The organism is Thermococcus sp. P6, assembly GCF_002214525.1.
Taxonomy (GTDB): Archaea; Methanobacteriota_B; Thermococci; order Thermococcales; family Thermococcaceae; genus Thermococcus.
This window is the reverse complement of sequence record NZ_CP015104.1, coordinates 459,750-483,028: the sequence shown is the minus strand read 5'-3', so window position 1 is coordinate 483,028 and position 23,279 is coordinate 459,750. Positions and strand designations below refer to the sequence as shown.

The following is a 23,279-nucleotide window of genomic DNA, read 5'->3' as shown; positions in this document are numbered from 1 at the left end:
GTTGATATGAGAAGGTTTGTGGCTATACTGCTCGCGGTATTGGTTGCTGGAAGTATCGTTGGAGCCAACGTCAAAACGGTCGGAGCGGCGGAACCGAAGCCACTGAACGTTATAATAGTCTGGCACCAGCACCAGCCCTACTACTACGACCCCGTTCAGGGGGTGTACACGAGGCCGTGGGTCAGGCTTCACGCGGCCAACAACTACTGGAAGATGGCCAACTACCTGAGCCAGTACCCGGATGTTCACGTTACGATAGACCTGTCGGGTTCGCTCATAGCCCAGATAGCCGACTACATGAACGGAAAGAAGGACACCTACCAGATCGTTACGGAGAAGATAGCCGAAGGGGAACCTTTAACCGTTGACGAGAAGTGGTTCATGCTTCAGGCACCGGGAGGGTTCTTCGACCACACCATTCCGTGGAACGGCGAACCGGTGACCGATCCCAGCGGCAACCCGATAAGGGACCCCTGGAACAGGTACACCCAGTTAAAGGACAAGATGCTTCAGGCCAAGGCCAAGTACGCCAGCCTGCCGCTCGAGGAGCAGAAGGTTGCCGTAACGAACGAGTTCACCGAGCAGGACTACATAGACCTCGCAGTCCTCTTCAACCTCGCCTGGATAGACTACAATTACATAATGACCCATCCGGAGCTCAAGGCCCTCTACGACAAGGTGGACGAAGGCGGCTACACGAGGGATGACGTTAAAACCGTCCTTGATGCCCAGATGTGGCTCCTTAACCACACCTTCGAGGAGCACGAGAAGATAAACCTCCTCCTTGGAAATGGCAACGTTGAGGTAACCGTCGTGCCCTACGCGCACCCGATAGGGCCGATACTCAACGACTTCGGCTGGGAGAGCGATTTTGACGCCCACGTCAAAAAAGCGGACGAGCTCTACAAGAAGTACCTTGGAGGAGGAACCGCCACTCCCCGGGGAGGCTGGGCGGCTGAGAGTGCCTTAAACGACAAGACCCTCGAAATACTGGCTGACAATGGCTGGCAGTGGGTTATGACCGACCAGATGGTCCTCAGCAGGCTTGGGATTGAGGGAACGACAGAGAACTATTACAAGCCCTGGGTTGCCGAGTTCAACGGAAAGAAGATATACCTCTTCCCGCGCGACCACGCCCTCAGCGACCGCGTTGGTTTCAACTACGGTGGGATGAACCAGTATCAGGCGGTTGAAGATTTCGTCAACGAACTCCTTAAGCTCCAGAAGCAGAACTACGACGGCAGCCTCGTTTACGTGGTTACGCTCGACGGCGAGAACCCGTGGGAGAACTACCCCTACGATGGAAAGGTCTTTCTCACGGAGCTCTACAAGAAGCTGACCGAGCTCCAGAAGGATGGACTGATAAGGACGGTAACGCCGAGCGAATACATCCAGCTCTACGGCGATAAGGCCAACAAACTTACACCCAAGATGATGGAGCGCCTCGACCTGACGGGCGACAACGTCAACGCCCTTCTCAAGGCGGAGAGCCTTGGAGAGCTCTACGATATGGCCGGCGTTAAAGAGGAGATGCAGTGGCCCGAGTCGAGCTGGATCGACGGGACGCTCTCAACATGGATAGGCGAGCCTCAGGAGAACTACGGCTGGTACTGGCTCTACCTCGCGAGAAAGACGCTCATGGAAAACAGAGGGAAGATGAGCGAGGAGAACTGGGATAAGGCCTTTGAATACCTCCTGAGGGCCGAGGCAAGCGACTGGTTCTGGTGGTACGGAAACGATCAGGACAGCGGACAGGATTACACCTTCGACCGCTACCTCAAGACGTACCTCTACGAGCTCTACAAACTGGCCGGCGAGAAGCCACCAAGCTACCTCTTCGGAAACTACTTCCCGGACGGCGAGCCCTACACCTCGAGGGGCCTCTTCGGGCTCAAGGAGAACGAGGTAAAGAACTTCTCAAGCCAGTCTCCAGTCGCGGAGAAGGTGAGCGTCTACTTCGATGGAGACGGGCTCCACTTCGTCGTTAGTGGCAACCTTTCAGAGTTCGAGGTGAGCATCTGGGAGACGGAGGAGCACGTCGGGAACACCTTCACCCTGCTCCAGAAGGAACCAGACGAGTTGCGCTATTCCATGTTCCCCTTCTCAAAGGACAGCGTTGGCCTGCTCATAACCAAGCACATCGTTTACAGGGACGGCAAGGCGGAGATTTACGAGGCTGAAGACTACGAGGAGAGCGAGAAGATCGGAGAAGCAACCGTCAAAGAGACGGACAACGGAGTGGAGGTAGTGGTTCCCTTCGACTACATCGAGACCCCCAGCGATTTCTACTTTGCGGTCTCAACCGTTAAGGATGGAAACCTTGAGGTGATAAGCGAGCCGGTGGAGCTCAAGCTCCCGACCGAGGTGAAGGGTGCAACCATCGTTGACGTAACGGACCCAGAGGGTGACGACTACGGTCCGGGGACGTACACCTATCCGACAGACGGAGTCTTCAAGCCCGGTGTGTTCGACCTCACCCGCTTCAGAATGCTCGAACAGACCGATGGCTACGTCCTGGAGTTCTACTTCAAGGACCTTGGAGGCAATCCGTGGAACGGGCCGAACGGCTTCAGCCTGCAGATAATAGAAGCCTACCTCGACTTCAAGGAGGGTGGGAACACTTCAGCAATAAAGATGTTCCCGGATGGGCCAGGAGCGAACGTTAACCTCGATCCGGAGCATCCGTGGGACGTTGCTTTGAGAATAGCGGGCTGGGATTACGGAAACATAATAGTCCTTCCGAACGGAACTTCAATACAGGGTGAAATGCAGATTTCGGCAGACCCAACCAAGAACGCCATAATAGTTAAGGTTCCGAAGAAGTACATCCAGATAGACGAAGAGGGCGGCCTCTGGGGAGCCGTGCTTGTGGGTTCTCAGGATGGTTATGGGCCTGATAAGTGGAGGAGTGTTGCTACCGAGGCCGAGCAGTGGAAGCTTGGGGGAGCTGAGCCGGATGCCGTTATAAACGGTGTTGCCCCGAGGGTCGTTGATCTCCTTGCTCCGGAGGGCTTTAAGCCATCTCAGGAGGAGCAGTTGAAGAGCTATGATGCCAGCGGAATGAAGCTCGCCACGGTTAAGGCAATACCACTCCTAAAGCAGGGCATAGTGGTGAAGGATCCCGAGGGTGACGACTACGGTCCGGGAACGTACACCTATCCGACTAACAAAGTCTTCAAGCCCGGTGTGTTCGACCTGTTGAAGTTCAAAATGCTTGAGGGAAGCGACGACTGGACGCTGGAGTTCTACTTCAAGGACCTTGGAGGCAATCCGTGGAACGGGCCGAACGGCTTCAGCCTGCAGATAATAGAAGCCTACCTCGACTTCAAGGAGGGTGGGAACACTTCGGCGATTAAGATGTTCCCGGATGGACCGGGTGCAAACGTTAACCTCGATCCGGAGCACCCGTGGGACGTTGCTTTGAGAATAGCGGGCTGGGATTACGGAAACATAATAGTCCTTCCGAACGGAACTTCAATACAGGGTGAAATGCAGATTTCGGCAGACCCAACCAAGAACGCCATAATAGTTAAGGTTCCGAAGAAGTACCTGAGCGTCTCCGACTACGGGCTCTACGCAGCTGTGCTCGTGGGTTCTCAGGATGGTTACGGGCCTGACAAGTGGAGGAGCGTTGCTACCGAGGCCGAGCAGTGGAAGCTTGGAGGGGCAGAACCGGATGCCGTTATAAACGGTGTTGCCCCGAGGGTCGTTGATCTTCTCGCTCCGGAGGGCTTTAAGCCATCTCAGGAGGAGCAGTTGAAGAGCTACGATGCCAGCGGAATGAAACTCGCCACTGTCAAGGCCGTAACCCTCATCGGGGGAACCGGCGGCGAGCAGCCGGCTCCGACAACAACCACAACAATCACGACCACAACGTCGAGCACCACTGAAGAGACCACAGCTACCACCTCCACGGGTTCATCTTCCCCATCTCCGACCTCGTCCTCTCCATCGCCCACGATGAGCTCATCGAGCGAAACATCGACACCAGCGGAAAGCACCTCCCCGGAGGAAGGCGGTGGCATCTGCGGGCCGGCGATGATGGTCGCCCTTGCCCTGCTGCCCCTCCTCAGGAGGAGGCGCTGACCTTTACATTTCCCTTTATGGGGTGATAAAATGGCCGGTGTGAGGCTCGTTAACGTGTGGAAGCAGTTTGGGGACTTTACGGCTGTAAAGGACATGAACCTTCAGGTTAAAGACGGGGAGTTCATGATACTCCTCGGGCCGAGCGGTTGCGGTAAGACAACTACTTTGAGGATGATCGCGGGTTTAGAAGAGCCGACGAAGGGTCAGATATACATCGGGGACAACCTCGTGGCTGATCCGGAAGAGGGGGGTTTCGTCCCGCCGAAGGACAGGGACATTGCCATGGTCTTCCAGAGCTACGCTCTGTACCCGCACATGACGGTTTACGACAACATAGCCTTCCCGTTAAAATTGAGGAAGGTACCGAAGCAGGAGATCGATCAACGCGTTAGGGAAGTCGCGGAAATGCTCGGCTTAACCGAACTCCTCAAGAGGAAACCTCGCGAACTCTCGGGCGGTCAGAGGCAGCGTGTGGCTCTGGGCAGGGCTATTGTTAGGAAGCCTCAAGCCTTTCTCATGGACGAGCCGTTGAGCAACCTTGACGCTAAGCTTAGGGTCAAAATGCGCGCCGAACTCAAAAGGCTCCAGAAACAGCTTGACGTCACGACGATTTACGTGACTCACGATCAGGTTGAGGCCATGACGATGGGCGACAGGGTTGCGGTGATTAACGCTGGAGTGCTCCAGCAGGTTGGAACGCCCGATGAGGTTTACAATAAACCCGCCAACACCTTCGTGGCCGGGTTCATTGGTTCGCCGCCAATGAACTTCATCGATGCCACCCTAACTCCGGAAGGCTTTGTCGACTTCGGCGACTTCAGGCTTAAACTGCTTCCGGGGCAGTTTGAAGTGCTTGAGGAGGAGAACCTCGTGGGGAGGGAGGTGATCTTCGGGGTTCGCCCGGAGGATATTTACGATGCCATGTTCGCCGAAGTGAAGATTCCGGGGGAGAACATGGTGACCGCTGAAGTGGATATCGTGGAGAACTTGGGGAGTGAGAAGATAGCGCATCTGCGCGTTGGTGGGGTGGTTTTCCTCGCGTCTCTACCGTCGGAGTCGAAGATCAGGGAAGGGCAGGAGATTGACGTGGTTTTTGATTTGAACAAGGCCCACGTCTTCAGAAAAGAAAACGGAAAAGCCATCTTCTGAACCTTTTTAAACCCTTTTTTCCATGTTTTTCCATGCCACTAAGGGACTTCGCGGATTTTCTTAAGGAGGAGATTCCAAGGGGAAGGGTCGTCGAGATCGGTATAGGCTTCCAGTTCGACGTGGCCCTTCGCCTCAGGGACCTTGGCTACGACGTTCTGGCCGTCGACTGGAACCCGGAGTCAGTCCGGAAGGCCGAAGAACTCGGGATAAGGGCCGTCAGGGATGACGTCTTCAACCCGAGGGTGGAGCTGTACGGGAATCCCCGGGGGATCTATTCCATAAGACCCACGCCCGAGACGGTTCCCGCGATCCTGAGGCTTGGGGTGATGCTGGGAGTCCCGGTGTACATCCTCCCGTTGAGCGGGGACACGATGCCCCGGGGAATGAGGCTCGTGAACTACCGTGGACTGGCCGTGTACACCACCAAACCTATTTAAAACGTCTTCCAATCCGTTACGGTGGTGGTATGAGGCTCTTCGGAACGGCTGGCATAAGGGGAAGGCTGTGGGAGAAGGTAACCCCGGAGATGGCCCTCAGGCTGGGGATGGCCATCGGCACCTACAGATCCGGAAGGGCCGTGGTCGGCAGGGACGGGAGGACCTCGAGTATCATGCTAAGGAACGCCCTGATAGCCGGGCTTCTGGCGAGCGGTATGGAGGTTCTTGATGCCGGCCTGATCCCAACGCCCGCCCTCGCATGGGCGACGCGGGAGCACGGCGATGCCGGTGTTATGGTAACGGCCTCCCACAACCCGCCCACCGACAACGGGATAAAGGTGTTCAACGGTGACGGGACCGAGTTCTACGTCGAGCAGGAGGGGGAACTCGAGGAGCTCTACTTCTCAGGGAATTTCAGAAAAGCCGAATGGAACGAGATAAAAAGCCTAAAGCCTCTGGACGTTGTGGAGGACTACATAGGGACGGTTCTGGAGTTCGTTGACCACGAGACGAAGCTGAAGGTCCTCTACGACGGTGCGAACGGGGCCGGTAGCGTTCTGGCACCCTACCTGCTCAGGGAGATGGGGGCGAGGGTGATAAGCGTCAACGCCCATCCCGACGGCCACTTCCCCGGCAGGAAGCCCGAGCCGAGGTACGAGAACATAGCCTACCTCGGAAGGCTGGCGAGGGAGCTCGGAGTGGATCTGGTCATAGCACAGGACGGGGACGCCGATAGGATAGCGGTTTTTGACGAGAGGGGGAACTACGTGCTCGAGGACTCGCTGATAGCCCTCTTTGCGAAGCGCTACGTTGAGGAAGCCGGAGGGGGAACCGTGGTCGTGTCCATAGACACGGGTTCGAGGATCGACGAGGTCGTTGAGAAAGCCGGCGGAAGGGTCGTGAGGATTCCCCTAGGCCAGCCACACGACGGGATAAGGAACCATGGGGCCATATTCGCGGCGGAACCGTGGAAGCTCGTCCACCCCGCCTTCGGTCCGTGGATAGACAGCTTCGTTACGATGGGTCTCCTCATAAAGATGATAGACGAGAGGGGTCCGCTCTCAAGGATAATCGAGGAGGAGATACCCCGCTACTATCTCACAAAGAAGAACGTTGAGTGCCCGGATGAGCTGAAGGAAAAGGTCGTGGAGAGAGCAGGGAAGGAGCTTGCGGAGAAACTTGAAGGGGAGATAAGGGAGGTGCTGACGATTTCAGGCTATCGCTTCAACCTGACGGATCGCTCGTGGGTTCTGGTGAGGCCAAGCGGCACCGAACCGAAGGTGAGAGTGGTGGTGGAGGCACCGGACGAGAGGAGGAGGGACGAGCTGTTCAGCATGTCCTACGGAACGGTTAGGAAGGCCCTTGAAGAGGTGAAAAAAGGTTAAACGAAGCGTGCGGGTCTGAGGGTTCTCACGGATATTCCATCCTTCCCCATCATGACCCTGAAGCCCTCCTTTGCAACGTAGGTCTTAACCCCCGTGAGGTTCTTTATGTAGAGGGCCTCTTTGTAGGGATTGGCGAAGTGCATCTTCATCCCGATGTGGTTGATTACGAGGACCTCGGGTCTGCGGGTCATTTTCCTGAGCATCACAACCGCATCGTCAGTGCTCAGGTGATAGGGAATCCCCATGTCCCTCGGCCTCGTTACCGCGGCTATGAGAACCCTTGAACCCTCGTGCCATTTCAGGAGCTCGTCGAAGTAGGCAGTGTCCGGGATGTAAGAGACGTCACCGTAGCGGGTTTTCATGCGGAAACCTATGGTCGTTGGATCGGAGTGGCGGGAGGGGGTTATCACCATCTCCTCTTCGCCGAGTTTTATCCTGCTTCCGGGTTCGGGTATGTGAACGCTCTCAAGAACGTCGAGGTAGTACCCGCTGACAGCGGGAGTGTGGCTTTCGTCGCCGTGAACGACGCTTCTGGAAGCTATCAGCATCCCCCTCTTTTTGAGGGCACCGCCCGTCATGGCCTCTATCATCACCTCAAGGTCGTTGCAGTGATCAACGTGCCTGTGGGAGACGAATATGGCATCGAGCTTCCGGGGATCGAGCTTGTAACGCCAGGACCTTATCAACGCCCCAGGTCCCGGGTCAACGTACAGGTTCCTGCTGGCCCTGATGTGGAAGCCACCCGTGGAACGGAACTGGGTTATGGTTATGAACCTGCCGCCGCCGCTTCCGAGGAAGGTTATCTCAATCACCCCTACACCCCCTTTTCCTTTACGGATATTGGGGTATAGGTGGTCCGGTATATAAGACATTGCATGGGACCATGGCGGGAACGGTTGAGTTTAAAAGGTACGAAGGGTAGTTTGGGTCGTGATGGACATGGAGGAGACCCTCAGGAAGGTATCCGAAGAGGTGGAAAGACTTCAGGATGAGATGGTCAGAACCCTCGTGGAGCTCATAAAGATACCGGCGATAAGCCCGGACTACGGCTACGAAGGAGAGTACGACAAGGCCCAGAAGTTGCTTGAGATAATCAGGGACTGGCCCTTCGATAGGGTCGAGGTCTACAACGCGCCCGATGAGAGGGCAAAGAACGGGGTAAGGCCGAGCATCCTGGCCTACTACTACGGGCAGGATGGAGATAAAAGCCCGCGCATCTGGATTCTGACGCACCTTGATGTCGTTCCCCCCGGCGATGGCTGGACTGTCACAGAACCATTCAAACCTCTCGTCAGGGACGGTAAGGTTTACGGGCGGGGAAGCGAGGACAACGGGCAGAGTCTGGTGGCTTCCCTGTACGCGGTCAGAGCTCTGATGAACCTCGGGATAAGGCCGAAGAGAAGCGTGATCCTCGCCTTCGTCAGCGACGAGGAAACGGGCAGTAAGTACGGCGTCGAATGGCTCCTAAAGGAGCATCCCGAACTCTTCAGAAAGGATGATCTCGTTCTGGTTCCAGACGGTGGGAACCCGGACGGAACCTTCATAGAGGTCGCGGAGAAGAGCATCCTGTGGCTGAAGGTAAGGGTAAAGGGCAGGCAGGTTCACGCGAGCATGCCCGATAAAGGGCTCAACGCCCACCGCGTCGCCCTCGATCTGGCTTATCACCTCGACAGGCTCTTCCACGAAAGGTACAATGCGAGGGATGACCTCTTTGATCCCCCGGAGAGCACCTTTGAGCCGACGATGGTGAAGAATCCGGCGGGTTCGCCGAATATAGCACCTGGCGAGCACGAGGTGGTTTTTGACTGCAGGATTCTACCCGGGTACAGAATAGACGATGTGCTGGGGGATGCGAAGGCGCTCGTGGATGAAGTAAAGGCCAGATACCTGAAGGAGTTCGACGGGGAGGTACTCCCGGAGGTTGAGTTCGAGGTCCTCCAGCGTCTGGACGCTCCGGAACCCACTCCAAAGGACAGCGAGATCGTGAAGCTCCTCAGGGAAGCCCTCAGGAAGCTCCGCGGAAGGGAGGCCATAGTGGGTGGAATAGGGGGCGGAACGTTCGCGGCCTACTTCAGGAAGCTCGGCATTCCGGCCGTGGTATGGGCCACCCTGGACGAGATGGCCCACCAGCCCGATGAGTACGCCCGGGTAGACAACATGGTGGAGGACGCGAAGGTTATGGCGGCCCTCGCCCTCCTTTGACTTTGATTTTAACAGAGCTGAGGGGATGAACTTTTAAGTCCCTTCCTCTTACCTTTCCCCATGTCACTGTGGAAGGATGGGAGGCTCGGACTGCCGGTTAGAGAGGCCGTCAAAATTTTCCCAGAGCTCAAAGCTTACCTCGACGACCGCGGAAGGCTCGACCTCTCGAAGAGGGAGGCGCGGATACTCTACAACAGGGCCATAGCGAGGGCACTCTTCGGGCTGGATATAGACTACCACCCTCGCGGGCTCGTGACGACGCCGATCTCGCGCTACATCTTTCTGAAAACCTTTCTCCGCGGTGGGGAAAAGGTTCTGGAGATAGGAACGGGGCACACGGCCATGATGGCGCTTATGGCGGAGAAGCTCTTCAACTGCAGGGGCACCGCGACGGAGCTTGGTGGGGAGTTCTTCGAGTACGCGGGGAGGAACATAAGAAAAAACAACGCCCGAATAAGGCTCATCAAAAGCGACGGCGGGATAATCAGGGGTGTGGTTCCCGAAGGGGAAAGGTTCGACGTTATCTTCTCGGCCCCGCCGTACTACGAGAGACCAACCAAAGGCGTGCTAACGGAGAGGGAGGGCGTTGGAGGGGGAGCTTACGGGGAAGAGTTTTCAAACCGTCTCCTCGGTGAAGCCGTGGATTACTTAAAGCCGGGCGGAAAGGTAGCGCTCTTTCTACCCGATAAAGAAGCGCTCCTCAATGCCCTGATTGAGCATGCGAAGGGTCTTGGGTATTCTGTCAGGGACGTAAAATTTAAAGCCGGGACGAGGTGGAGGCACGCTCTGATTTACTTCATGTCCTCCACGTAGAGGAAGAGGGCCTTAAGGTACTCGGTGTCCTTTGACGCCATGAGTATCGGATGATCGGGCGCCTGAGTTCTGTATGGCTCAAGCAGTTTCAGGAACTTTCCGGCCTTTGCCGATGCCGCTATGATCATGTCCTTGAAGGCCTGCATATCGACGTGCTGGGAGCAGGAGGCGGTTACGAGGATACCCCCATCCTTTACGAGCTGAAGACCGGAGTAATTGATGTTGAAGTAGGCCCTCAAACCCCTCTTTAGATCCTTCTCATGCTGAACGAAGGCGGGTGGATCGAGGATAACCACGTCGAACTTCTCCCCTTTCCTTATCATCTCCTCCATTACCCCGAAGGCCGAGCCGACGATGTACCTCATCCTGTCGCTTACCCCGTTGAGCTTTGCGTTCTCCTTTACCATATCGATCGCCCACGGGGATTTGTCGACGGCCACTACCTCCTCCGCACCCGCCACCGCGGCGTGGATTGCGAAGCCGCCCGTGTAAGAGAAAACGTCGAGGACCCTCATCCCAGGCCGGATGTATTTCTCGAGGGCTATCCTGTTCTCCCTTTGATCGAGGAAGAAACCCGTTTTCTGGCCCCTCATATCCACGATGAACCGGGCTTTACCCTCCCGTATTATTGTCCTGTACTTCTCCTTACCGAGGAGAACTCGCTCTACCTCCGGGAGCCCTTCCCTTCTCCTCGATCTGCCTGTGTTCTTTTCGAAGACGGTCTCTATCTCGGGCTCGGCTTCCATTATGGCCTCCGCAACGTCGAGCTTGAACCTTTCCATCCCAACGCTCGAGATTTGAATCGAGGCTATCTCGTTGAAGCGGTCAACTATTAGGCCGGGCAGATAATCCGCTTCCCCGTAAACCATCCGGTAGGCCCTATCGTAGCCGAGAACCTTTTTCCTGTACTCGTTGGCCTTCCTGATCCTCTCTCGGAACAGTTCCTTGTTGATTCTGGTGTCCCTGTCCTTTGTCACGAGCCTGATCATGATGTTGGAGTCGGGATTGACGAAGCCCTTTCCGAGAAACCTGCCCCCGCGGGTGTATACCTCCACCACATCCCCCGGCTTAAAATCGCCCTCGGTCTTCACCACACCCTTCTTAAAGACGATCATCGCGCCCTTTTCTATGGCCCTCGCCGCCTGAGCATCGACCGTAACCCTCGCCATTTTTCATCACCCGGGAGGATTCGGTGGGTAACTTTAAAAGATTCCGGGAGGGTTTCCGATAGGTATATAACCTCCCGTGACCTATATAGGAATGGTGGTTCTATGAACTTCGAGGTAGTGAAGGAATTTCTGGAGGATATAGGGGCGGACTGGGTGGAGATCGATGGGGAAATCCACCTCGAGCCCGAGGTCTTCTACGAGGTGTGGAAGTACCTCGGGGAGCCGGATCTCAAAACGTACACCCTTGAAGAGGAGGTAGTGGAACCCGGTTCTTACGATCCGCCCGAGAGGAAGTACGTCGATGTTAAAAAGGTCAGGATTAAAAAGGCCTACTTCACCACCCTCGACAACAGGAAGGTGGTAACCGACTACAGGGAACTCCAGAGGATAATGAACGAAAAACTCGTCTAAACCTTTTCTTCCCGTTTCGTTAGTATTTTATGGTATGGGATCAGTAGATGGTATGGGATCAGTAGACTTCGCCGCTCGGGTATACAACGATGCCCTCCTCGGTTATCTCGAAGGGATACTTCTTCATTGAATGTTTGGTTTCACGCATCTTTCTGATCATAAGATAACGCTTCAGTTCGACCTCTTTCTCCATGAATCCAAGAATGACAACACCCCTCGAGATGTACTCCTCCACCCCATAGCGGCTTATCCTGCCCCTCTCGGGATCGGGAGCTTCGGTTGTGAGTATCGACGTAACCCCCATCTCGAGGAGTATCGTGTTCAGCTGAAGAAGAACCTTCCTTATATCGCCCTCATTCTGAAGTCTGAAGGCTATGGAGGGTATGGAGTCTATGAAAAGCCTTTTAGCGTCTACAGCCTTGACAACGCGGTAGATATAGCGGAGGAAGTCCTCAGCGTTGAGGTTGCCCTCCAGAACGTACTGCTCCTCTGATGGTAAGCCAACGACTGTACTGACTCCATCGATTATGGCCAGTTTCCGTTCCTTCTCGTACTTCTCGATGTCCCATCCGAAGGTCTGCATCTCCCTTCTGAGGTCCCGGGCTCGTTCTTCGAGGGAGACTATAACCCCCGGTTCGTTGTACTCGGAGACCCCCCTGTATACAAACTGAACCCCAAACGTGGTTTTACCGCTGCCCGTTGGACCCGTAACCAGAACCGTCGTTCCCTCAGGGAAACCTCCCTCGATGAGATCGTCAAAACCCGGAATGCCACTCTTAACCCTTTTAACCGTGACCATCGTTACACCACCCGAGCGTTCTTTGCAGATTCTTTCACGCCTGTGTAACATATGTGGTTGAAGATATAAAGTTTTTGGAGTTCCTTTGGGGATCTAACGTCCAAGGGGGTGTGGGAGATGAAGGATTCAGGGAAGCCACTTTCGTTACGTCGGGAGTATTTAAAAATACCTCCATGGAAACCGTTTTATGCCCCCGGGTGAAGTTGGGGGTGGTGAGTCCATGCTCGACCCCTTTGGTGATAAAGCCAGAAGGCTCGTGGAAGAGGAATTTGGGGGAATAAGCAGGCTGCTGTCGGTGATTCCTTCCTACGTTGAAATGAAAGATGCCCTGAAGAGGGTTTCGTGGGTGGGTTCCGGCAAAATCCCGGAAGATCTGGTTGAAATGGACGACGTTCAGGATCTGCTGACGTTCTATGCTCTCCTCGGCGCACTCGCGTTCGCCCCTTACGGCATCGAAATGGAGCTCGTGAAGGAGGCCAGTCTGAGGCTTTACTCCGAGAGGCTGAGGAGGGCCGGGGAGATAGGTGGAACATCCATGGGGCTGGAAAAAACCGTGAAGGAAGAGATACCACCCCGGGACAGGGCCATAATCGAGAGAACCCATCACCGGGAGATACCCCCTGCCGAGAGAGAGGCTATGAGGCTGAAGTACAGGATGCACCTTGGAAGGTTCCTGGAACTGTGGGAAGGTGGCCTTAAGGAGGTGTACATCCGGCGAGGATACGCCTATCTCACGTGGGATCAGGCCCTGAAACTCTGGAAGCGATCTTTTGAGAGGAACCTTGAAAGGGCGGTTAACCTGCTCTACGAGGTGAGGGAAGAGGTTCCCGACTACTACCGCAGGCTCTACGAAGCGCTCGGAGAGATAGCGAGGGAGTACTTCAAGGATAGGCTCGAGAAAATGGGCTCTGTGGAGGCCCAGCCACTGCGCTTTGAACTCTTTCCTCCCTGTGTAAAGATCGCCCTCGGAGGCGTTCCCTCCGGGCTGAGGAACTACGCCATAACCGTTCTCCTGACGAGCTTCCTCAGCTACGCACGTCTCTGTCCAAACCCTCCCGGAAGGGACGTCAGGGTAAGGGACTGTGTCAGGGACTTGAGCGTTATCGAGAAGGAGATACTCCCCATCATCATAGAGGCCGGAAACCGCTGCTCGCCCCCACTCTTCGAGGACCAACCCCAGGAGATCAAGAACATCTGGTACCACCTTGGGTTCGGACTAACCGATAAACCATCACTCGAGGACAGTGGGAATTCCCCCTGGTACTTTCCACCCAACTGCTCCAAAATACGGGCAAACGCCCCCCAGCTCTGTAAACCTGACGCCCACTGCAGGAACATCAAAAATCCCCTGAGTTACTACATAAGGCGCCTTTACCTCGAGAAGAAAGGTAAGGAAAAGGGAGGCGAAGAGGATGGCTGAACTCTTCAGGGAGGTAACGAAGAGGGAGCGGAAGCTTTACTATTCAAAGGAATGGGACGCCAAGAAGCTTCCTGAATTTATAATCGAGACCCTCAGGGAGAGGGAGTTCGGTTTTGACCACACCGGCGGGGGGCCGAGTGACAGGAAGAACGTTTTCATGGACGTGCGCGATCTCGAGGACTACGTGAAGATGACGGCACCATACGCCGTTTACTCCTCAGTTGCCCTATACAAGGAGCCCGCGGAGATGAGCGGCTGGAGGGGAGCGGAGCTCGTCTTCGACATAGACGCGAAGGACCTGCCCCTGAGGAGATGCTCCCATATACACGAGCACGGTCGGGTATGCCCCCTGTGCCTCGAGGACGCTAAGGAGCTGGCGAAGGATACCCTGATAGTCCTGAAGGAAGATTTCGGCTTTGAGAACGTCCATGTGGTTTACTCCGGAAGGGGTTACCACGTAAGGGTTCTCGACGACTGGGCCCTCGCCCTCGACGGAAAGGCGAGGGAGAAGGTGCTTTCGTACGTAAGCGCCGCTGAGAGGATAACCCGTGAGGACGTGGAGAGCAGGAGGATAATGCTGAGTTCGGGTTACTACAGAACGTTTCGTCTCAGGTTCGGATACTTCATAAGGCGGATAAACGAAAACCACCTCCTTAACGTCGGCCTGAGCGGGACGCAGATCAGGAGGATAATCGAGAACAGGGAAAGTATTTACGAGGGTTTCGTGAGGAAGGGACTCCTCACGGCCTTTCCAAAGGGGATAAAGCCAGAAAAACTGGTGGGACTGTTCTCACTGTCAAGCACCTTTTCAAAGGCCTACTTCGACGGCAGGGTTACCGTCGACGTTAAGAGGATCCTCAGGGTCCCCTCGACCCTGCACTCAAAGGCAGGCTTCGTAGCTACTTACATAGGATCCGACGAGGGCAAACTTGAAAGGTTCGATCCCTTCAGGCACGCTGTTCCGGAGTTCAGGCGGAAGGAAGTCAGAGAAGCCTACGATGAGTGGATCGAGCAACACGGTGGAGATGTGCCGGCGAGGGGGTCATAGCCCGCCTTCTGTATCAAGGGGACATTCGACTGAGCGGCCTACCACGGGGCTCCCACCGGGAACTCATCGCCCCTTCCTCGGCCTTGCACCCCGCGGGACGGCCGTTTCACCGCTCCCCGGCAGGTCGTCTGCGGGTTATCTCGGGAACCCTCGCGGGCCCCTTCGCCGCTTTCATCCCCATCCCTGCCGGGACGTGTCGTTTCTGTGCCGTTGCCCTCCCTCTCGGGAGGTGCCTTGCGGCACCGCGGCCCCGGTGCGGTGGGCGGAACTTCCTCCTCACGGAGGTCCCCGACCCCCTCGCCCGGAGGAAATAACGAAAGGGGGAATATAAAGCTTGGCCTTCATCCCTTTGGAAGTTCCTTCTTCTCCAGGAACTTCGGCTTCTTCGGTCTCTTAAACCTCCCAAGGGGTGACCTTCTTTTGGGCTTCGGCCGGGTGCGCTTCTTTGGTTCTTCGTTACCTTTTGCGTAGTAGAGGGCCACGGCAACGAGAAGGACAAGGATCACAATGAGCGCCGGCCAGTATCCCGATGAGCTCTCTGAGGGGGTAACGATTGTGGAACTGGGCGTTGTGCTGGAGGGGGTTGTCTCCGGGGGAGAAGCGGTCGTCGATGAGGTCGTGGGGATGGGTGGCTTCAGGTACAGCTCGCCCCTGAAAACGCTGACTTCACCAAGGGCGCTTAGCTCGAACTCGTACTCAACGGTCCGATTCACCGGGAGCTCGAACATCACGGAGACCTCGTTCCTCCCGGGTTTCAGGGTGACTTTGAGGTAGCCTTTGTAAAGAATGTTTCCATCAACGGAGATCCTGTAAGAAAGCCGTCCCTCGGTCTTTTGATCCGGGTTATTTATGACCACCCTGAAGAGGGTACCGTTGCCTGAGACCCTCTCGCTGGTAACGTTTTTTATAACAGGGGGTGCGAAGACGGTGTAGGAGACGTTAGCTTTTCCAACGGTCCTTCCATCGAAGGTCAGTTCCATGAGGGACTTCAGACTTCCGGAGGTGTTGGTCGGGAGGCTGACCTCGAGTACGTTCGTGCCGCTCCTGAGGGCTATGGTTTTCGTGGTTTTCCCGACGAGGACCGGGCTCCCGTTGTAGCTGTAGGTTTCCACCGTCAGGTTCAGGCCAATGTCCCTTTCCGAGAGGAGGGTTAAATAGACCTTGTTCTCCTCCCCCAGTTTTACCCTGTCGGCCTGAAGGGAGACTCCGACGAGCTTCACCCCGAACTTAACGGGGAGCTCCTTCGAGTACCTGTAGGTTTCATCCCCGTATTTGAGCACGTAATCCAGTCTGTAGGTGCCCTCGGGTAGATCGTAGCTCACGGGCACCTTGAAACGGATCAGGTTGTCGCCCGGGGACATATTCAGGGTCTTCCTTTCGAGGAAGTAAACCTTTCCATCAGCGGATAGGGACACCGTGGCCTCGAGGGATACCGTCGAATGGCCCACGTTGGTCACGTGCGAGAAGACCACCACGGTTTCCCCGTTGAGAGCGTAGGAAGAACCCGGACGCTCCATGACGTAGGCGTCCGCCACCCCGAAGTCAAGTGCCTTTCCAATCACGTGAAGCGGTACGGCCGCGTAAACGAGATAGAGTGAACCCGTGGTCGTATAGGCAAGGAAGCGTAGGTAGAGCGTGTAGTTCCCTTCGGAAACGTTTGATTCACACGACAGGTTGTAGGAGAGGAGATAGGTCTTACCGGAGGACCAGTCCGTAAAAACGGTTGGTCTTACCGTGAGGTTAAAGCCCGGAACAGCGGTCCCGGTTTCATCTTCCACCCAGAACGTCTGGTAGCTCACGACCTTAAAGCTGAAGCCGCCGGCGTTCGTCAGCGGTACCCTTCCATCCGAGTAATCCCCGCTGAGCACGGATATTTTCTCCTTCGTTGTGAAGGTTAAGAACTCGGCAGATGACCCGGGGAGAATTGCGACCAGTAACAGGAGCATCAACGTTACGGCAAACTTCCGCATGTTCCCCACCGATTATGATTTTCCTTTCTCCATATAAAGGCTACCCCCGATCCAGCAGGAGTACCACCCCGAGGAGCATCAAAAGGGCGAAGAAGACCATCATAACCCTGTACCAGAGCATTCTGGAGAAGTGAGGGGCAACGACCAGTCCGAGGATGAGGAGCATGAACCCGTAGGAAAGTGCGAATATTCCAAGGGCCGTGTTAACCTCCACCCCCAGTACGAGGAGAATCCCGAGGATGGCCCCGGCGAGGGCCGTGATATGCGGAACCGTCAGCATCAGGTAATCCCTGAGAACCCTTAGATCCCCCACGCCTATCACCCCTTTACTCCTATTCCGTTATGAACGCGTAGGTTGTCGTCGTTGGAAGGGTCCTTCTGACCTTCGGAAGCAGGTACCTCGGGTAGAGCTCCTCCGCCTTCTCCTCCAGAAGGTCGTAGGTGTCGAGGATCCTATCGATAACCTTAACCTCCGTTCGGCCCCTTACCCTGAAGTATCCCCTGTGAAGGGAGCTTATTTCAAGCACTATTGGCAATCTGAGTTTTTTCTCCTCACCCGAATCGAGGAGGGAAAGGAGGTACTCCAGCTCGGAGCGCCTGAAGTGGTGATAACTTCCATCGCGCAATCGAACCATGGGGTCCTCGGCCTTCAGGAGAAGCTCCAGCGTGGGCCTAACGGCCGGAAGGTGAAGGTTCACCCGGGCCATCTCCCTAACGATCACCTCTTCATCCATCGGCATGTTTTTGGCTTCCCCCCTTACCTCAATAAACCTTTTCTTGACACTTTTATGTCATAATTTGGAGAGGATACCATAAAAATTAACATTTTTGTTTAAATGTGGGGACACCCTCTCCTCCTCCCGTCATAGTGACAAAAGTTCATTAAAAAAGTTTTTATTGATTTGGCTGTCCATTATCACCGTTTATTAATGAACATAAATGCAATAAACGGTGATCAATATGAACACCGGTTTGAGTGTGTACGGGAAAGATGCCAGAACAATAAAATTCCTGGAACTCGTTTTCGTGGACATGAACGGCTTTCCAAGGGGCATGGAAGTGCCCATGGACAGATACGAAGAGGCAACGGAGGAGGGCATTCCCTTTGACGGCTCATCGATTCCGGGGTTCGAGGGTATAGAGGACAGCGATTTAATCTTCAGGGCGGACCCATCGACCTATGTAGAAGTGCCATGGGAAGGTGTTTCGAGGGTTTACGGGTACATCTACAAGGGTAGAAAACCCTATCCAGCGGATCCGAGGAGCGTGCTCAGGGAGGTTCTGAAAGAGCTTGAGAAAGCGGGATTTCGAGCCTACGTGGGACCCGAGCCAGAGTTCTACCTCTTCAGGAAGAACGGATCGTGGAAACTCGAGATACCTGACGGTGGCGGTTATTTCGACCTGCTAAGCCCCGGTAGAGATGTATGGAGGGAGATAGCCCTTTACATGCCCGCCTTTGGGTTAACACCGGAAGTTCTCCACCACGAGGTTGGAATGGGACAGCACGAGATAGACTTCCGCTACGATGAAGCCCTCAGGACGGCCGACAACATCATCAGCTTCAAGTACATCGTAAAGGCCGTGGCGAGAATGCACGGACTTCACGCTACGTTCATGCCAAAGCCCCTTCGGGATTTCCCGGGTAACGGGATGCACCTCCACCTAAGCCTCTGGAAGGGGGGAGAGAACGCCTTCGCATCGGAAGACGGACTCAGTGAGGTTGCCCTCCACTTTCTGGGGGGCCTACTCGCCCACGCAAGGGCACTGACGGCCATTACCAACCCCACCGTGAACAGTTACAAACGTCTCGTTCCCGGTTACGAGGCCCCTGTGTACGTGAGCTGGGGCTACAGGAACAGGAGCGCACTGGTAAGGATCCCCGCCTTCTGGGGGAACGGGGCGAGGATGGAGTACCGCTGCCCGGATCCGAGTGCCAATCCCTACCTAACTTTTGCAGCCGTCCTGATGGCCGGATTGGACGGGATAAGAAGAAAGCTCGAGCCGGAATCTTACGTGGAGGAAAACGTCTATGAAATGGAGGGCTCCAGACGGAAGGAACTTGGAATCGAAACCCTCCCCGGGAGCCTTGGTGAAGCTCTGGAAGAGCTTAAAAAAGACAAAACCGTGAGGGAAAGTCTGAGAGGTGCTTACAGGAACTTCGTCGAATACAAGGAGCGGGAGTGGGAAGGGTACCTTGAGTACCTGAAGGATCAACGCCTTCCGGAGGATACCCTTGACGTAACGGAATGGGAGCTGAGGAGGTACTTCAATGTCTAACTGGCCCCTTCGGGCGGTTTATACTCTTTGAGGTGCACCAGCGTTGAGCCTCCGATTATGAGCGCCGCCCCGGTAAGCTGTTGGGGGGTAAGGCTCTCCCCGAAGAGAAGGAAGGCGAGCGTTATAGCTACAACCGGTTCAACGGTGGCGACTATGCTGGCCCTGCTGACCTCGATCTCTTTCAGGGCGTGGTTGTAGAGGATGTATCCAAGGAACGTTGGAAACAGGGCAAGGGCGAAGAGGTAGGGAACAGCTCCCGGGGGTACATGGAAGTCCGCGAAGGGAAGGAGGTAGACCATCCCAAAGAGGAGGGTGTAGAAAAGAACCTTTTCCGGCTCTTCTTTCCTGACGGCGAACTTTGCGAGGATGCCGTAGAGGGCGTAGGTTAGACCCGTCAGAAAGCCGAAAAACAGGGCTTTCGTTGAAAAACTCACCCCTCCCTGGTTGACCAGAAAAACGCCCGCAGTAACCATGGCCAGCGCCGTCAACTTCTCCCCCCTCAGCGGTTCGTTGAAGAGCAGCCTTCCGAGGATTATCGAGTATACCGGAGCGGTGTAAAGGAGCAGAACTGCAAAGGAGACCGAGGATATGGTTACGGTATAGAAGTAGAGGGTGTAAAAAAGGAAGATGCTGAAGAAACCGTAGAGTGCGTAGAACTTAAGGCGAGAGCGTTCAATGGAAAAGCCCGTTCCCCTCAGGGGGAGATAGAACATCAAAAGCAACAGGGTGAAAAGGACCCTGTAGAAGACCATCGTGAAGGGTGTCAACCCAAAACCATCGAGGTACCTGGCGAATATTCCCAGCGTTCCCCACATGGACGCTGCTAAAAAAACGAAAAGGTATCCCCTTCTCATTGGCTCACCTCAGAAGGCGGGACCCACGGGCAGGCGGCGCTTGTGTTCGCTCCCCTTTACCAGTCTCTCGATCCTTTCGACCCTTTCCAGTGGTATCCCCAGCTCTTCGGCGATCTCAGTTTTTTCTTTCCCGAGGTCAACCATGCGCCAGAGGACCTCGTCGAGGAGGCGGTAGCCAATCCCTAGTTCATCCTCGTCCGTCTGCCCCTCCCACAGACCGGCCGAAGGCTTCTTCTCAACGATCCTCTCCGGGACTCCAAGGAGCTTCGCTATCTCCCACACTTCGGTTTTGTAGAGGTTTATCAGGGGGGCAAAGTCGCTCGCCCCATCGCCCCATTTGGTGAAGTAGCCGGTCAGAAATTCACTTCTGTTGCTGGTCCCGAGAACGAGGCGATTCATGGCGTTGGCATGGGCGTAGAGAAGCACCATCCTCGTTCTGGCCATCAGATTTCCCCTGCTCCTGACGTCAAGTTCACCGACGGCCCTCTCGAATCCGTCAACGAGGGGTTTTATATCTATCACCCTGTGGTCTATTCCAAGGGATCTGCAAACGAGCAGGGCATCCTCAACGTCCTTGTTGCGGTAGTAGGGCATTATCAGACCGAGGACCCTGTCCTTCCCAAGGGCCCTCGTGGCGAGGTAAGCCACCGTGGCACTGTCCACTCCACCGCTTATTCCAACCACCACCCCATCGCTATTCGCTTCCTTTACGCTTCTTCGAATAAAGGAGACCAGTCTCTCTATGACCAGTGGGTAATCAAGCCGTCTCATTTTCCATCCTCCCTCAGATCCCTCAGGAAGTGACTGTAGCCAATGAACGATAGTGCTATACCAACGAGCATCAGCACGAAAGCCAGAATGGAGTAGATGGCGTAGGGATAGTCAACGGCAGTTGCATTATAAACGTAGTTCACGCTCCCGTTGAAAACGTAAACTCTGGGTCTCTCCACCGGGTGAATCGTTATCCGGCGGTTGATAAGGGTGTAGTTGGTCACCTCCTCACCCTGAATTATCGAGAGGTTCGCGTCGGATGAGTAGAGAACCAGAGTCCTGTTGTAGTAGACGTATCCTTCCTCAAATCCCTCCTCCCCAAGATAGTGCATGCCCTCTCCCAGCGTTCCGCTGGAGGAATAGGACTTATCCACCCTGTAAAGCCCTGCGGCCGAGATTATTAAAGCCACAAAAAGGGCTATCAGACCGGCTTTAAGAAGCGGGTAGTTCAGTGCATCCCTTAAGTCTCCCATCGGCCTCACCCGAAGAAAGAAAAGAAGGGGGTCAGTACCTGCCAACGAGATGGCACTCGGCCCAGTGGTTGTGCTCGTACTCGATAAGCTGGGGGGTTTTGGTGTCGCAGAGTCCCTTTTGGGCGTAGATGCACCTCGGATGGAAGCGGCACCCGGGCGGTATATCAACCGCGTTGGGAACCTCACCCTTTATCGGCAGCTCTTTGATGATGTTCCTCCTCTCCGGCTTCGGCTCTGGAACGGCGGCGAGCAGGGCCCGGGTGTAGGGATGGAGCGGGTTGTCTATAACCCTCTCAACCGGACCCATCTCAACGATCCTCCCGAGGTACATGACGGCCATCCAGTCGGCGAAGTACCTTGCCGTGGACATGTCGTGGGTGATGTAAAGGTAGGTGACCCCGATCTTCTCTTTGAGCTCCTTCATCAGCTCAAGTATCTCCGCACGGATGGACACGTCGAGCATCGATACCGGCTCGTCGGCGACGATGAACGTCGGGTTCAGTATGAGTGCACGGGCTATTGCAACGCGCTGTCTCTGACCGCCGGACAGCATGTGCGGGAACCTGCCGACGTAATCTTCGGGCGGGGTGATCTTGACCATCTCGAGGGCCTTGTAGATTAGCTCTTCACGCTCCGCCTTGGTTTCGCCGATGCCGTGTATGAGGAGAGGCTCCTCAAGAACGTCGAATATCCTGAACCTCGGGTTCATTGAACTGAAGGGGTCCTGAAAGATCATCTGGACGTGCCTTCTGTACTCGAGGATCTCTTCTCTTGTTCTAATCTTCGTGACGTCCTTTCCCTCGAGGAATATCCTGCCGTCGGTGGGTTCGATGAGTTTGGCGAGTAACCTTCCTGTGGTGGACTTACCACAACCGCTCTCGCCGACGAGGGCAAAGACCTGCTGCTTGTGTATCTCAAAGCTGATGCCGTCAACGGCGTGAACTTTCCTCTCAGGTGCGCCCCTGAGGGTGTCTATGAAGCCCCTCTTTATCGGGAAGTACTTCTTAAGGTTCTCAACCCTGACTATTGGCTCCGCCATCTCTCACACCTCACAGCAGCCAGCATGCAGCGTAGTGGTCCTTATCAACTTCCTTAAGCTCCGGCTCATGTTCCTTACAAACTCCCATCGCGTAGGGGCACCTCGGATGGAAGCGGCATCCCTTGGGCGGGTTGATGAGGTTGGGCGGCTGTCCTGGAATGAACTCCAGCTTTTCAACGTCTTCATGGAGCCTCGGTATGGAGGCGAGGAGCTTCTGAGTGTACGGATGGGCCGGCTCGTAGTAGATCTTCTCGCTGTCTCCGATCTCGACTATCTTACCGGCGTACATTACGGCGATCCTGTCGCTGATCTCGGCGAGGATGCTGAGGTCGTGGGTGATGAATATCATTGAAAGTCCAAGTTCCTTCTTGAGCTTTTTCAGGAGGTTGATGATCTGGGCCTGAACAACAACATCCAGCGCGGTCGTGGGTTCGTCCGCTATGACCACGTCCGGTTCGAGTAACAGGGCGGAGGCTATTATAACGCGCTGCTTCATACCTCCCGAAAGTTCGTGCGGATAACGGTGTACTATCTCCGGATCGAGACCAACGAGCTCGAGGTACTTCTGGGCCTTTTCGATGGCCTCTTCCTTGTCCATACCTCTGTGGAGGGTCAGGGGTTCGATCATCTGGTATCCAACGGTATAAACCGGGTTCAGAGCGTTCATTGCACCCTGAAATATCATGGATATCTTCTGCCACCGGATCTCCTTTCTAAGGACGTTCTCGGGAAGGCCGACTATCTCTCTTCCGTCGATCTTTATGCTACCGCTGACGATCTTACCGGGTGGGGACGGCATTCCCATAAGGGTAAAACCCAAAGAGGACTTGCCGCATCCGCTTTCGCCGGCAAGTCCAAGGACCTCTCCCTTTCGGAGGTTGAAGGTTATGTTGTCGACGGCCTTGACCACACCCTTGTTCGTGAAGTAATACATCTTAAGATCCTTAACTTCCAGCACGTTTCTGACCATTCGTAT

At 55.2% G+C, this 23,279-nt stretch carries 21 protein-coding genes and 1 other RNA gene; 10 read left to right on the top strand and 12 right to left on the bottom strand.

From position 1 onward, the window contains the following. Positions 1-6 precede the first annotated feature (6 nt). The 4 genes from A3L12_RS02630 to glmM are packed head-to-tail and all read left to right on the top strand — an operon-like array spanning position 7 to position 7,057. Positions 7-4,086: a glucodextranase DOMON-like domain-containing protein gene (locus A3L12_RS02630; protein ID WP_088882166.1), complete on the top strand. Its 4,080-nt coding sequence runs from the start codon at positions 7-9 to the stop codon at positions 4,084-4,086. Between the two features lie 30 nt (positions 4,087-4,116). Next, complete coding sequence (locus tag A3L12_RS02625) at positions 4,117-5,235, top strand: ABC transporter ATP-binding protein (RefSeq protein WP_088882165.1); 1,119 nt, start codon at positions 4,117-4,119, stop codon at positions 5,233-5,235. A 32-nt stretch (positions 5,236-5,267) separates the two neighbouring features. Further along, positions 5,268-5,672, top strand: a complete 405-nt coding sequence (locus tag A3L12_RS02620) for a UPF0146 family protein (RefSeq protein WP_088882164.1) — start codon at positions 5,268-5,270, stop codon at positions 5,670-5,672. A gap of 29 nt (positions 5,673-5,701) precedes the next feature. Continuing rightward, entirely contained in the window at positions 5,702-7,057 is a 1,356-nt protein-coding gene (gene glmM, locus A3L12_RS02615) for a phosphoglucosamine mutase (RefSeq protein WP_088882163.1), read from the top strand. On the opposite strand, the gene A3L12_RS02610 is transcribed toward glmM, so the two are convergent. Beyond that, positions 7,054-7,869: an MBL fold metallo-hydrolase gene (locus tag A3L12_RS02610; protein ID WP_088882162.1), complete on the bottom strand. Its 816-nt coding sequence runs from the start codon at positions 7,867-7,869 to the stop codon at positions 7,054-7,056. The two genes, glmM and A3L12_RS02610, sit on opposite strands and share 4 nt — an antisense overlap. Positions 7,870-7,996: 127 nt before the next feature. Between A3L12_RS02610 and A3L12_RS02605 the strand changes: the two genes are divergently transcribed. Further along, positions 7,997-9,259: a M20 family metallo-hydrolase gene (locus A3L12_RS02605; protein WP_088882161.1), complete on the top strand. Its 1,263-nt coding sequence runs from the start codon at positions 7,997-7,999 to the stop codon at positions 9,257-9,259. A 60-nt stretch (positions 9,260-9,319) separates the two neighbouring features. Continuing rightward, positions 9,320-10,072, top strand: a complete 753-nt coding sequence (locus A3L12_RS02600; protein ID WP_088882160.1) for an RlmF-related methyltransferase — start codon at positions 9,320-9,322, stop codon at positions 10,070-10,072. Here the strand turns inward: A3L12_RS02600 and A3L12_RS02595 are convergent. Further along, a complete protein-coding gene (locus A3L12_RS02595) occupies positions 10,051-11,241 on the bottom strand; it encodes a class I SAM-dependent rRNA methyltransferase (RefSeq protein WP_088882159.1) in 1,191 nt (396 codons plus the stop codon). The two genes, A3L12_RS02600 and A3L12_RS02595, sit on opposite strands and share 22 nt — an antisense overlap. A gap of 102 nt (positions 11,242-11,343) precedes the next feature. On the opposite strand from A3L12_RS02595, the gene A3L12_RS02590 reads away from it, so the two are divergent. Next, entirely contained in the window at positions 11,344-11,652 is a 309-nt protein-coding gene (locus A3L12_RS02590; RefSeq protein ID WP_088882158.1) for a DUF5748 family protein, read from the top strand. 58 nt (positions 11,653-11,710) lie between these two features. Here the strand turns inward: A3L12_RS02590 and A3L12_RS02585 are convergent, their stop codons facing one another. Continuing rightward, entirely contained in the window at positions 11,711-12,451 is a 741-nt protein-coding gene (locus A3L12_RS02585; protein WP_088882157.1) for an ATPase domain-containing protein, read from the bottom strand. Between the two features lie 220 nt (positions 12,452-12,671). Between A3L12_RS02585 and priL the strand changes: the two genes are divergently transcribed. Beyond that, positions 12,672-13,871 carry a DNA primase large subunit PriL gene (gene priL / locus A3L12_RS02580; RefSeq protein WP_088882156.1) on the top strand — a complete coding sequence of 400 codons (1,200 nt, stop codon included), beginning with the start codon at positions 12,672-12,674 and terminating at the stop codon, positions 13,869-13,871. After that, positions 13,864-14,919: a DNA primase catalytic subunit PriS gene (gene priS / locus A3L12_RS02575; protein WP_088882155.1), complete on the top strand. Its 1,056-nt coding sequence runs from the start codon at positions 13,864-13,866 to the stop codon at positions 14,917-14,919. Before priL ends, priS begins: the two co-directional genes overlap by 8 nt. Here the strand turns inward: priS and rnpB are convergent. The 4 genes from rnpB to A3L12_RS02555 all read right to left on the bottom strand — a co-directional run bounded on the left by rnpB (position 14,905) and on the right by A3L12_RS02555 (position 17,629). Continuing rightward, positions 14,905-15,220: RNase P RNA component (gene rnpB, locus A3L12_RS02570), an RNA gene on the bottom strand. The genes priS and rnpB overlap by 15 nt on opposite strands. Positions 15,221-15,260: 40 nt before the next feature. Next, positions 15,261-16,889: a hypothetical protein gene (locus A3L12_RS02565; protein WP_088882154.1), complete on the bottom strand. Its 1,629-nt coding sequence runs from the start codon at positions 16,887-16,889 to the stop codon at positions 15,261-15,263. Positions 16,890-16,929: 40 nt separating this feature from the next. Continuing rightward, complete coding sequence (locus tag A3L12_RS02560; protein WP_232462904.1) at positions 16,930-17,202, bottom strand: hypothetical protein; 273 nt, start codon at positions 17,200-17,202, stop codon at positions 16,930-16,932. Between the two features lie 19 nt (positions 17,203-17,221). Then, on the bottom strand, positions 17,222-17,629 hold the full coding sequence (locus tag A3L12_RS02555) for a DUF61 family protein (RefSeq protein WP_088882153.1): 408 nt from the start codon (positions 17,627-17,629) through the stop codon (positions 17,222-17,224). A 220-nt stretch (positions 17,630-17,849) separates the two neighbouring features. Here A3L12_RS02555 and glnA point away from each other — a divergent pair, with 220 nt between their 5' ends. Further along, entirely contained in the window at positions 17,850-19,166 is a 1,317-nt protein-coding gene (gene glnA / locus A3L12_RS02550) for a type I glutamate--ammonia ligase (RefSeq protein ID WP_088882152.1), read from the top strand. Here the strand turns inward: glnA and A3L12_RS02545 are convergent. Genes A3L12_RS02545 through A3L12_RS02525 form a run of 5 tightly spaced genes read right to left on the bottom strand, consistent with a single transcriptional unit; the run spans position 19,163 to position 23,273 of the window. Then, positions 19,163-20,020 carry an EamA family transporter gene (locus A3L12_RS02545; protein ID WP_088882151.1) on the bottom strand — a complete coding sequence of 286 codons (858 nt, stop codon included), beginning with the start codon at positions 20,018-20,020 and terminating at the stop codon, positions 19,163-19,165. The two genes, glnA and A3L12_RS02545, sit on opposite strands and share 4 nt — an antisense overlap. A gap of 9 nt (positions 20,021-20,029) precedes the next feature. Continuing rightward, positions 20,030-20,791 carry an NAD+ synthase gene (locus A3L12_RS02540; RefSeq protein ID WP_088882150.1) on the bottom strand — a complete coding sequence of 254 codons (762 nt, stop codon included), beginning with the start codon at positions 20,789-20,791 and terminating at the stop codon, positions 20,030-20,032. Beyond that, positions 20,788-21,264, bottom strand: a complete 477-nt coding sequence (locus A3L12_RS02535; RefSeq protein ID WP_088882149.1) for a hypothetical protein — start codon at positions 21,262-21,264, stop codon at positions 20,788-20,790. Before A3L12_RS02535 ends, A3L12_RS02540 begins: the two co-directional genes overlap by 4 nt. Positions 21,265-21,295: 31 nt before the next feature. Next, positions 21,296-22,303 (bottom strand): ABC transporter ATP-binding protein, encoded by a 1,008-nt coding sequence (locus A3L12_RS02530; RefSeq protein ID WP_088882148.1) that lies wholly within the window; start codon positions 22,301-22,303, stop codon positions 21,296-21,298. A gap of 10 nt (positions 22,304-22,313) precedes the next feature. Next, positions 22,314-23,273: an ABC transporter ATP-binding protein gene (locus A3L12_RS02525; protein WP_088882147.1), complete on the bottom strand. Its 960-nt coding sequence runs from the start codon at positions 23,271-23,273 to the stop codon at positions 22,314-22,316. Positions 23,274-23,279 lie beyond the last annotated feature (6 nt).

Excerpts from the sequence above, each read along its gene's own strand:
- A3L12_RS02630 (WP_088882166.1), top strand. The coding sequence starts at position 7 with ATGAGAAGGTTTGTGGCTATACTGCTCGCGGTATTGGTTGCTGGAAGT.
- A3L12_RS02625 (WP_088882165.1), top strand. The coding sequence starts at position 4,117 with ATGGCCGGTGTGAGGCTCGTTAACGTGTGGAAGCAGTTTGGGGACTTT.
- A3L12_RS02620 (WP_088882164.1), top strand. The coding sequence starts at position 5,268 with ATGCCACTAAGGGACTTCGCGGATTTTCTTAAGGAGGAGATTCCAAGG.
- glmM (WP_088882163.1), top strand. The coding sequence starts at position 5,702 with ATGAGGCTCTTCGGAACGGCTGGCATAAGGGGAAGGCTGTGGGAGAAG.
- A3L12_RS02605 (WP_088882161.1), top strand. The coding sequence starts at position 7,997 with ATGGAGGAGACCCTCAGGAAGGTATCCGAAGAGGTGGAAAGACTTCAG.
- A3L12_RS02600 (WP_088882160.1), top strand. The coding sequence starts at position 9,320 with ATGTCACTGTGGAAGGATGGGAGGCTCGGACTGCCGGTTAGAGAGGCC.
- A3L12_RS02595 (WP_088882159.1), bottom strand. The coding sequence starts at position 11,241 with ATGGCGAGGGTTACGGTCGATGCTCAGGCGGCGAGGGCCATAGAAAAG.
- A3L12_RS02590 (WP_088882158.1), top strand. The coding sequence starts at position 11,344 with ATGAACTTCGAGGTAGTGAAGGAATTTCTGGAGGATATAGGGGCGGAC.
- A3L12_RS02585 (WP_088882157.1), bottom strand. The coding sequence starts at position 12,451 with ATGGTCACGGTTAAAAGGGTTAAGAGTGGCATTCCGGGTTTTGACGAT.
- priL (WP_088882156.1), top strand. The coding sequence starts at position 12,672 with ATGCTCGACCCCTTTGGTGATAAAGCCAGAAGGCTCGTGGAAGAGGAA.
- priS (WP_088882155.1), top strand. The coding sequence starts at position 13,864 with ATGGCTGAACTCTTCAGGGAGGTAACGAAGAGGGAGCGGAAGCTTTAC.
- A3L12_RS02565 (WP_088882154.1), bottom strand. The coding sequence starts at position 16,889 with ATGCGGAAGTTTGCCGTAACGTTGATGCTCCTGTTACTGGTCGCAATT.
- A3L12_RS02555 (WP_088882153.1), bottom strand. The coding sequence starts at position 17,629 with ATGCCGATGGATGAAGAGGTGATCGTTAGGGAGATGGCCCGGGTGAAC.
- glnA (WP_088882152.1), top strand. The coding sequence starts at position 17,850 with ATGAACACCGGTTTGAGTGTGTACGGGAAAGATGCCAGAACAATAAAA.
- A3L12_RS02545 (WP_088882151.1), bottom strand. The coding sequence starts at position 20,020 with ATGAGAAGGGGATACCTTTTCGTTTTTTTAGCAGCGTCCATGTGGGGA.
- A3L12_RS02540 (WP_088882150.1), bottom strand. The coding sequence starts at position 20,791 with ATGAGACGGCTTGATTACCCACTGGTCATAGAGAGACTGGTCTCCTTT.
- A3L12_RS02535 (WP_088882149.1), bottom strand. The coding sequence starts at position 21,264 with ATGGGAGACTTAAGGGATGCACTGAACTACCCGCTTCTTAAAGCCGGT.
- A3L12_RS02530 (WP_088882148.1), bottom strand. The coding sequence starts at position 22,303 with ATGGCGGAGCCAATAGTCAGGGTTGAGAACCTTAAGAAGTACTTCCCG.
- A3L12_RS02525 (WP_088882147.1), bottom strand. The coding sequence starts at position 23,273 with ATGGTCAGAAACGTGCTGGAAGTTAAGGATCTTAAGATGTATTACTTC.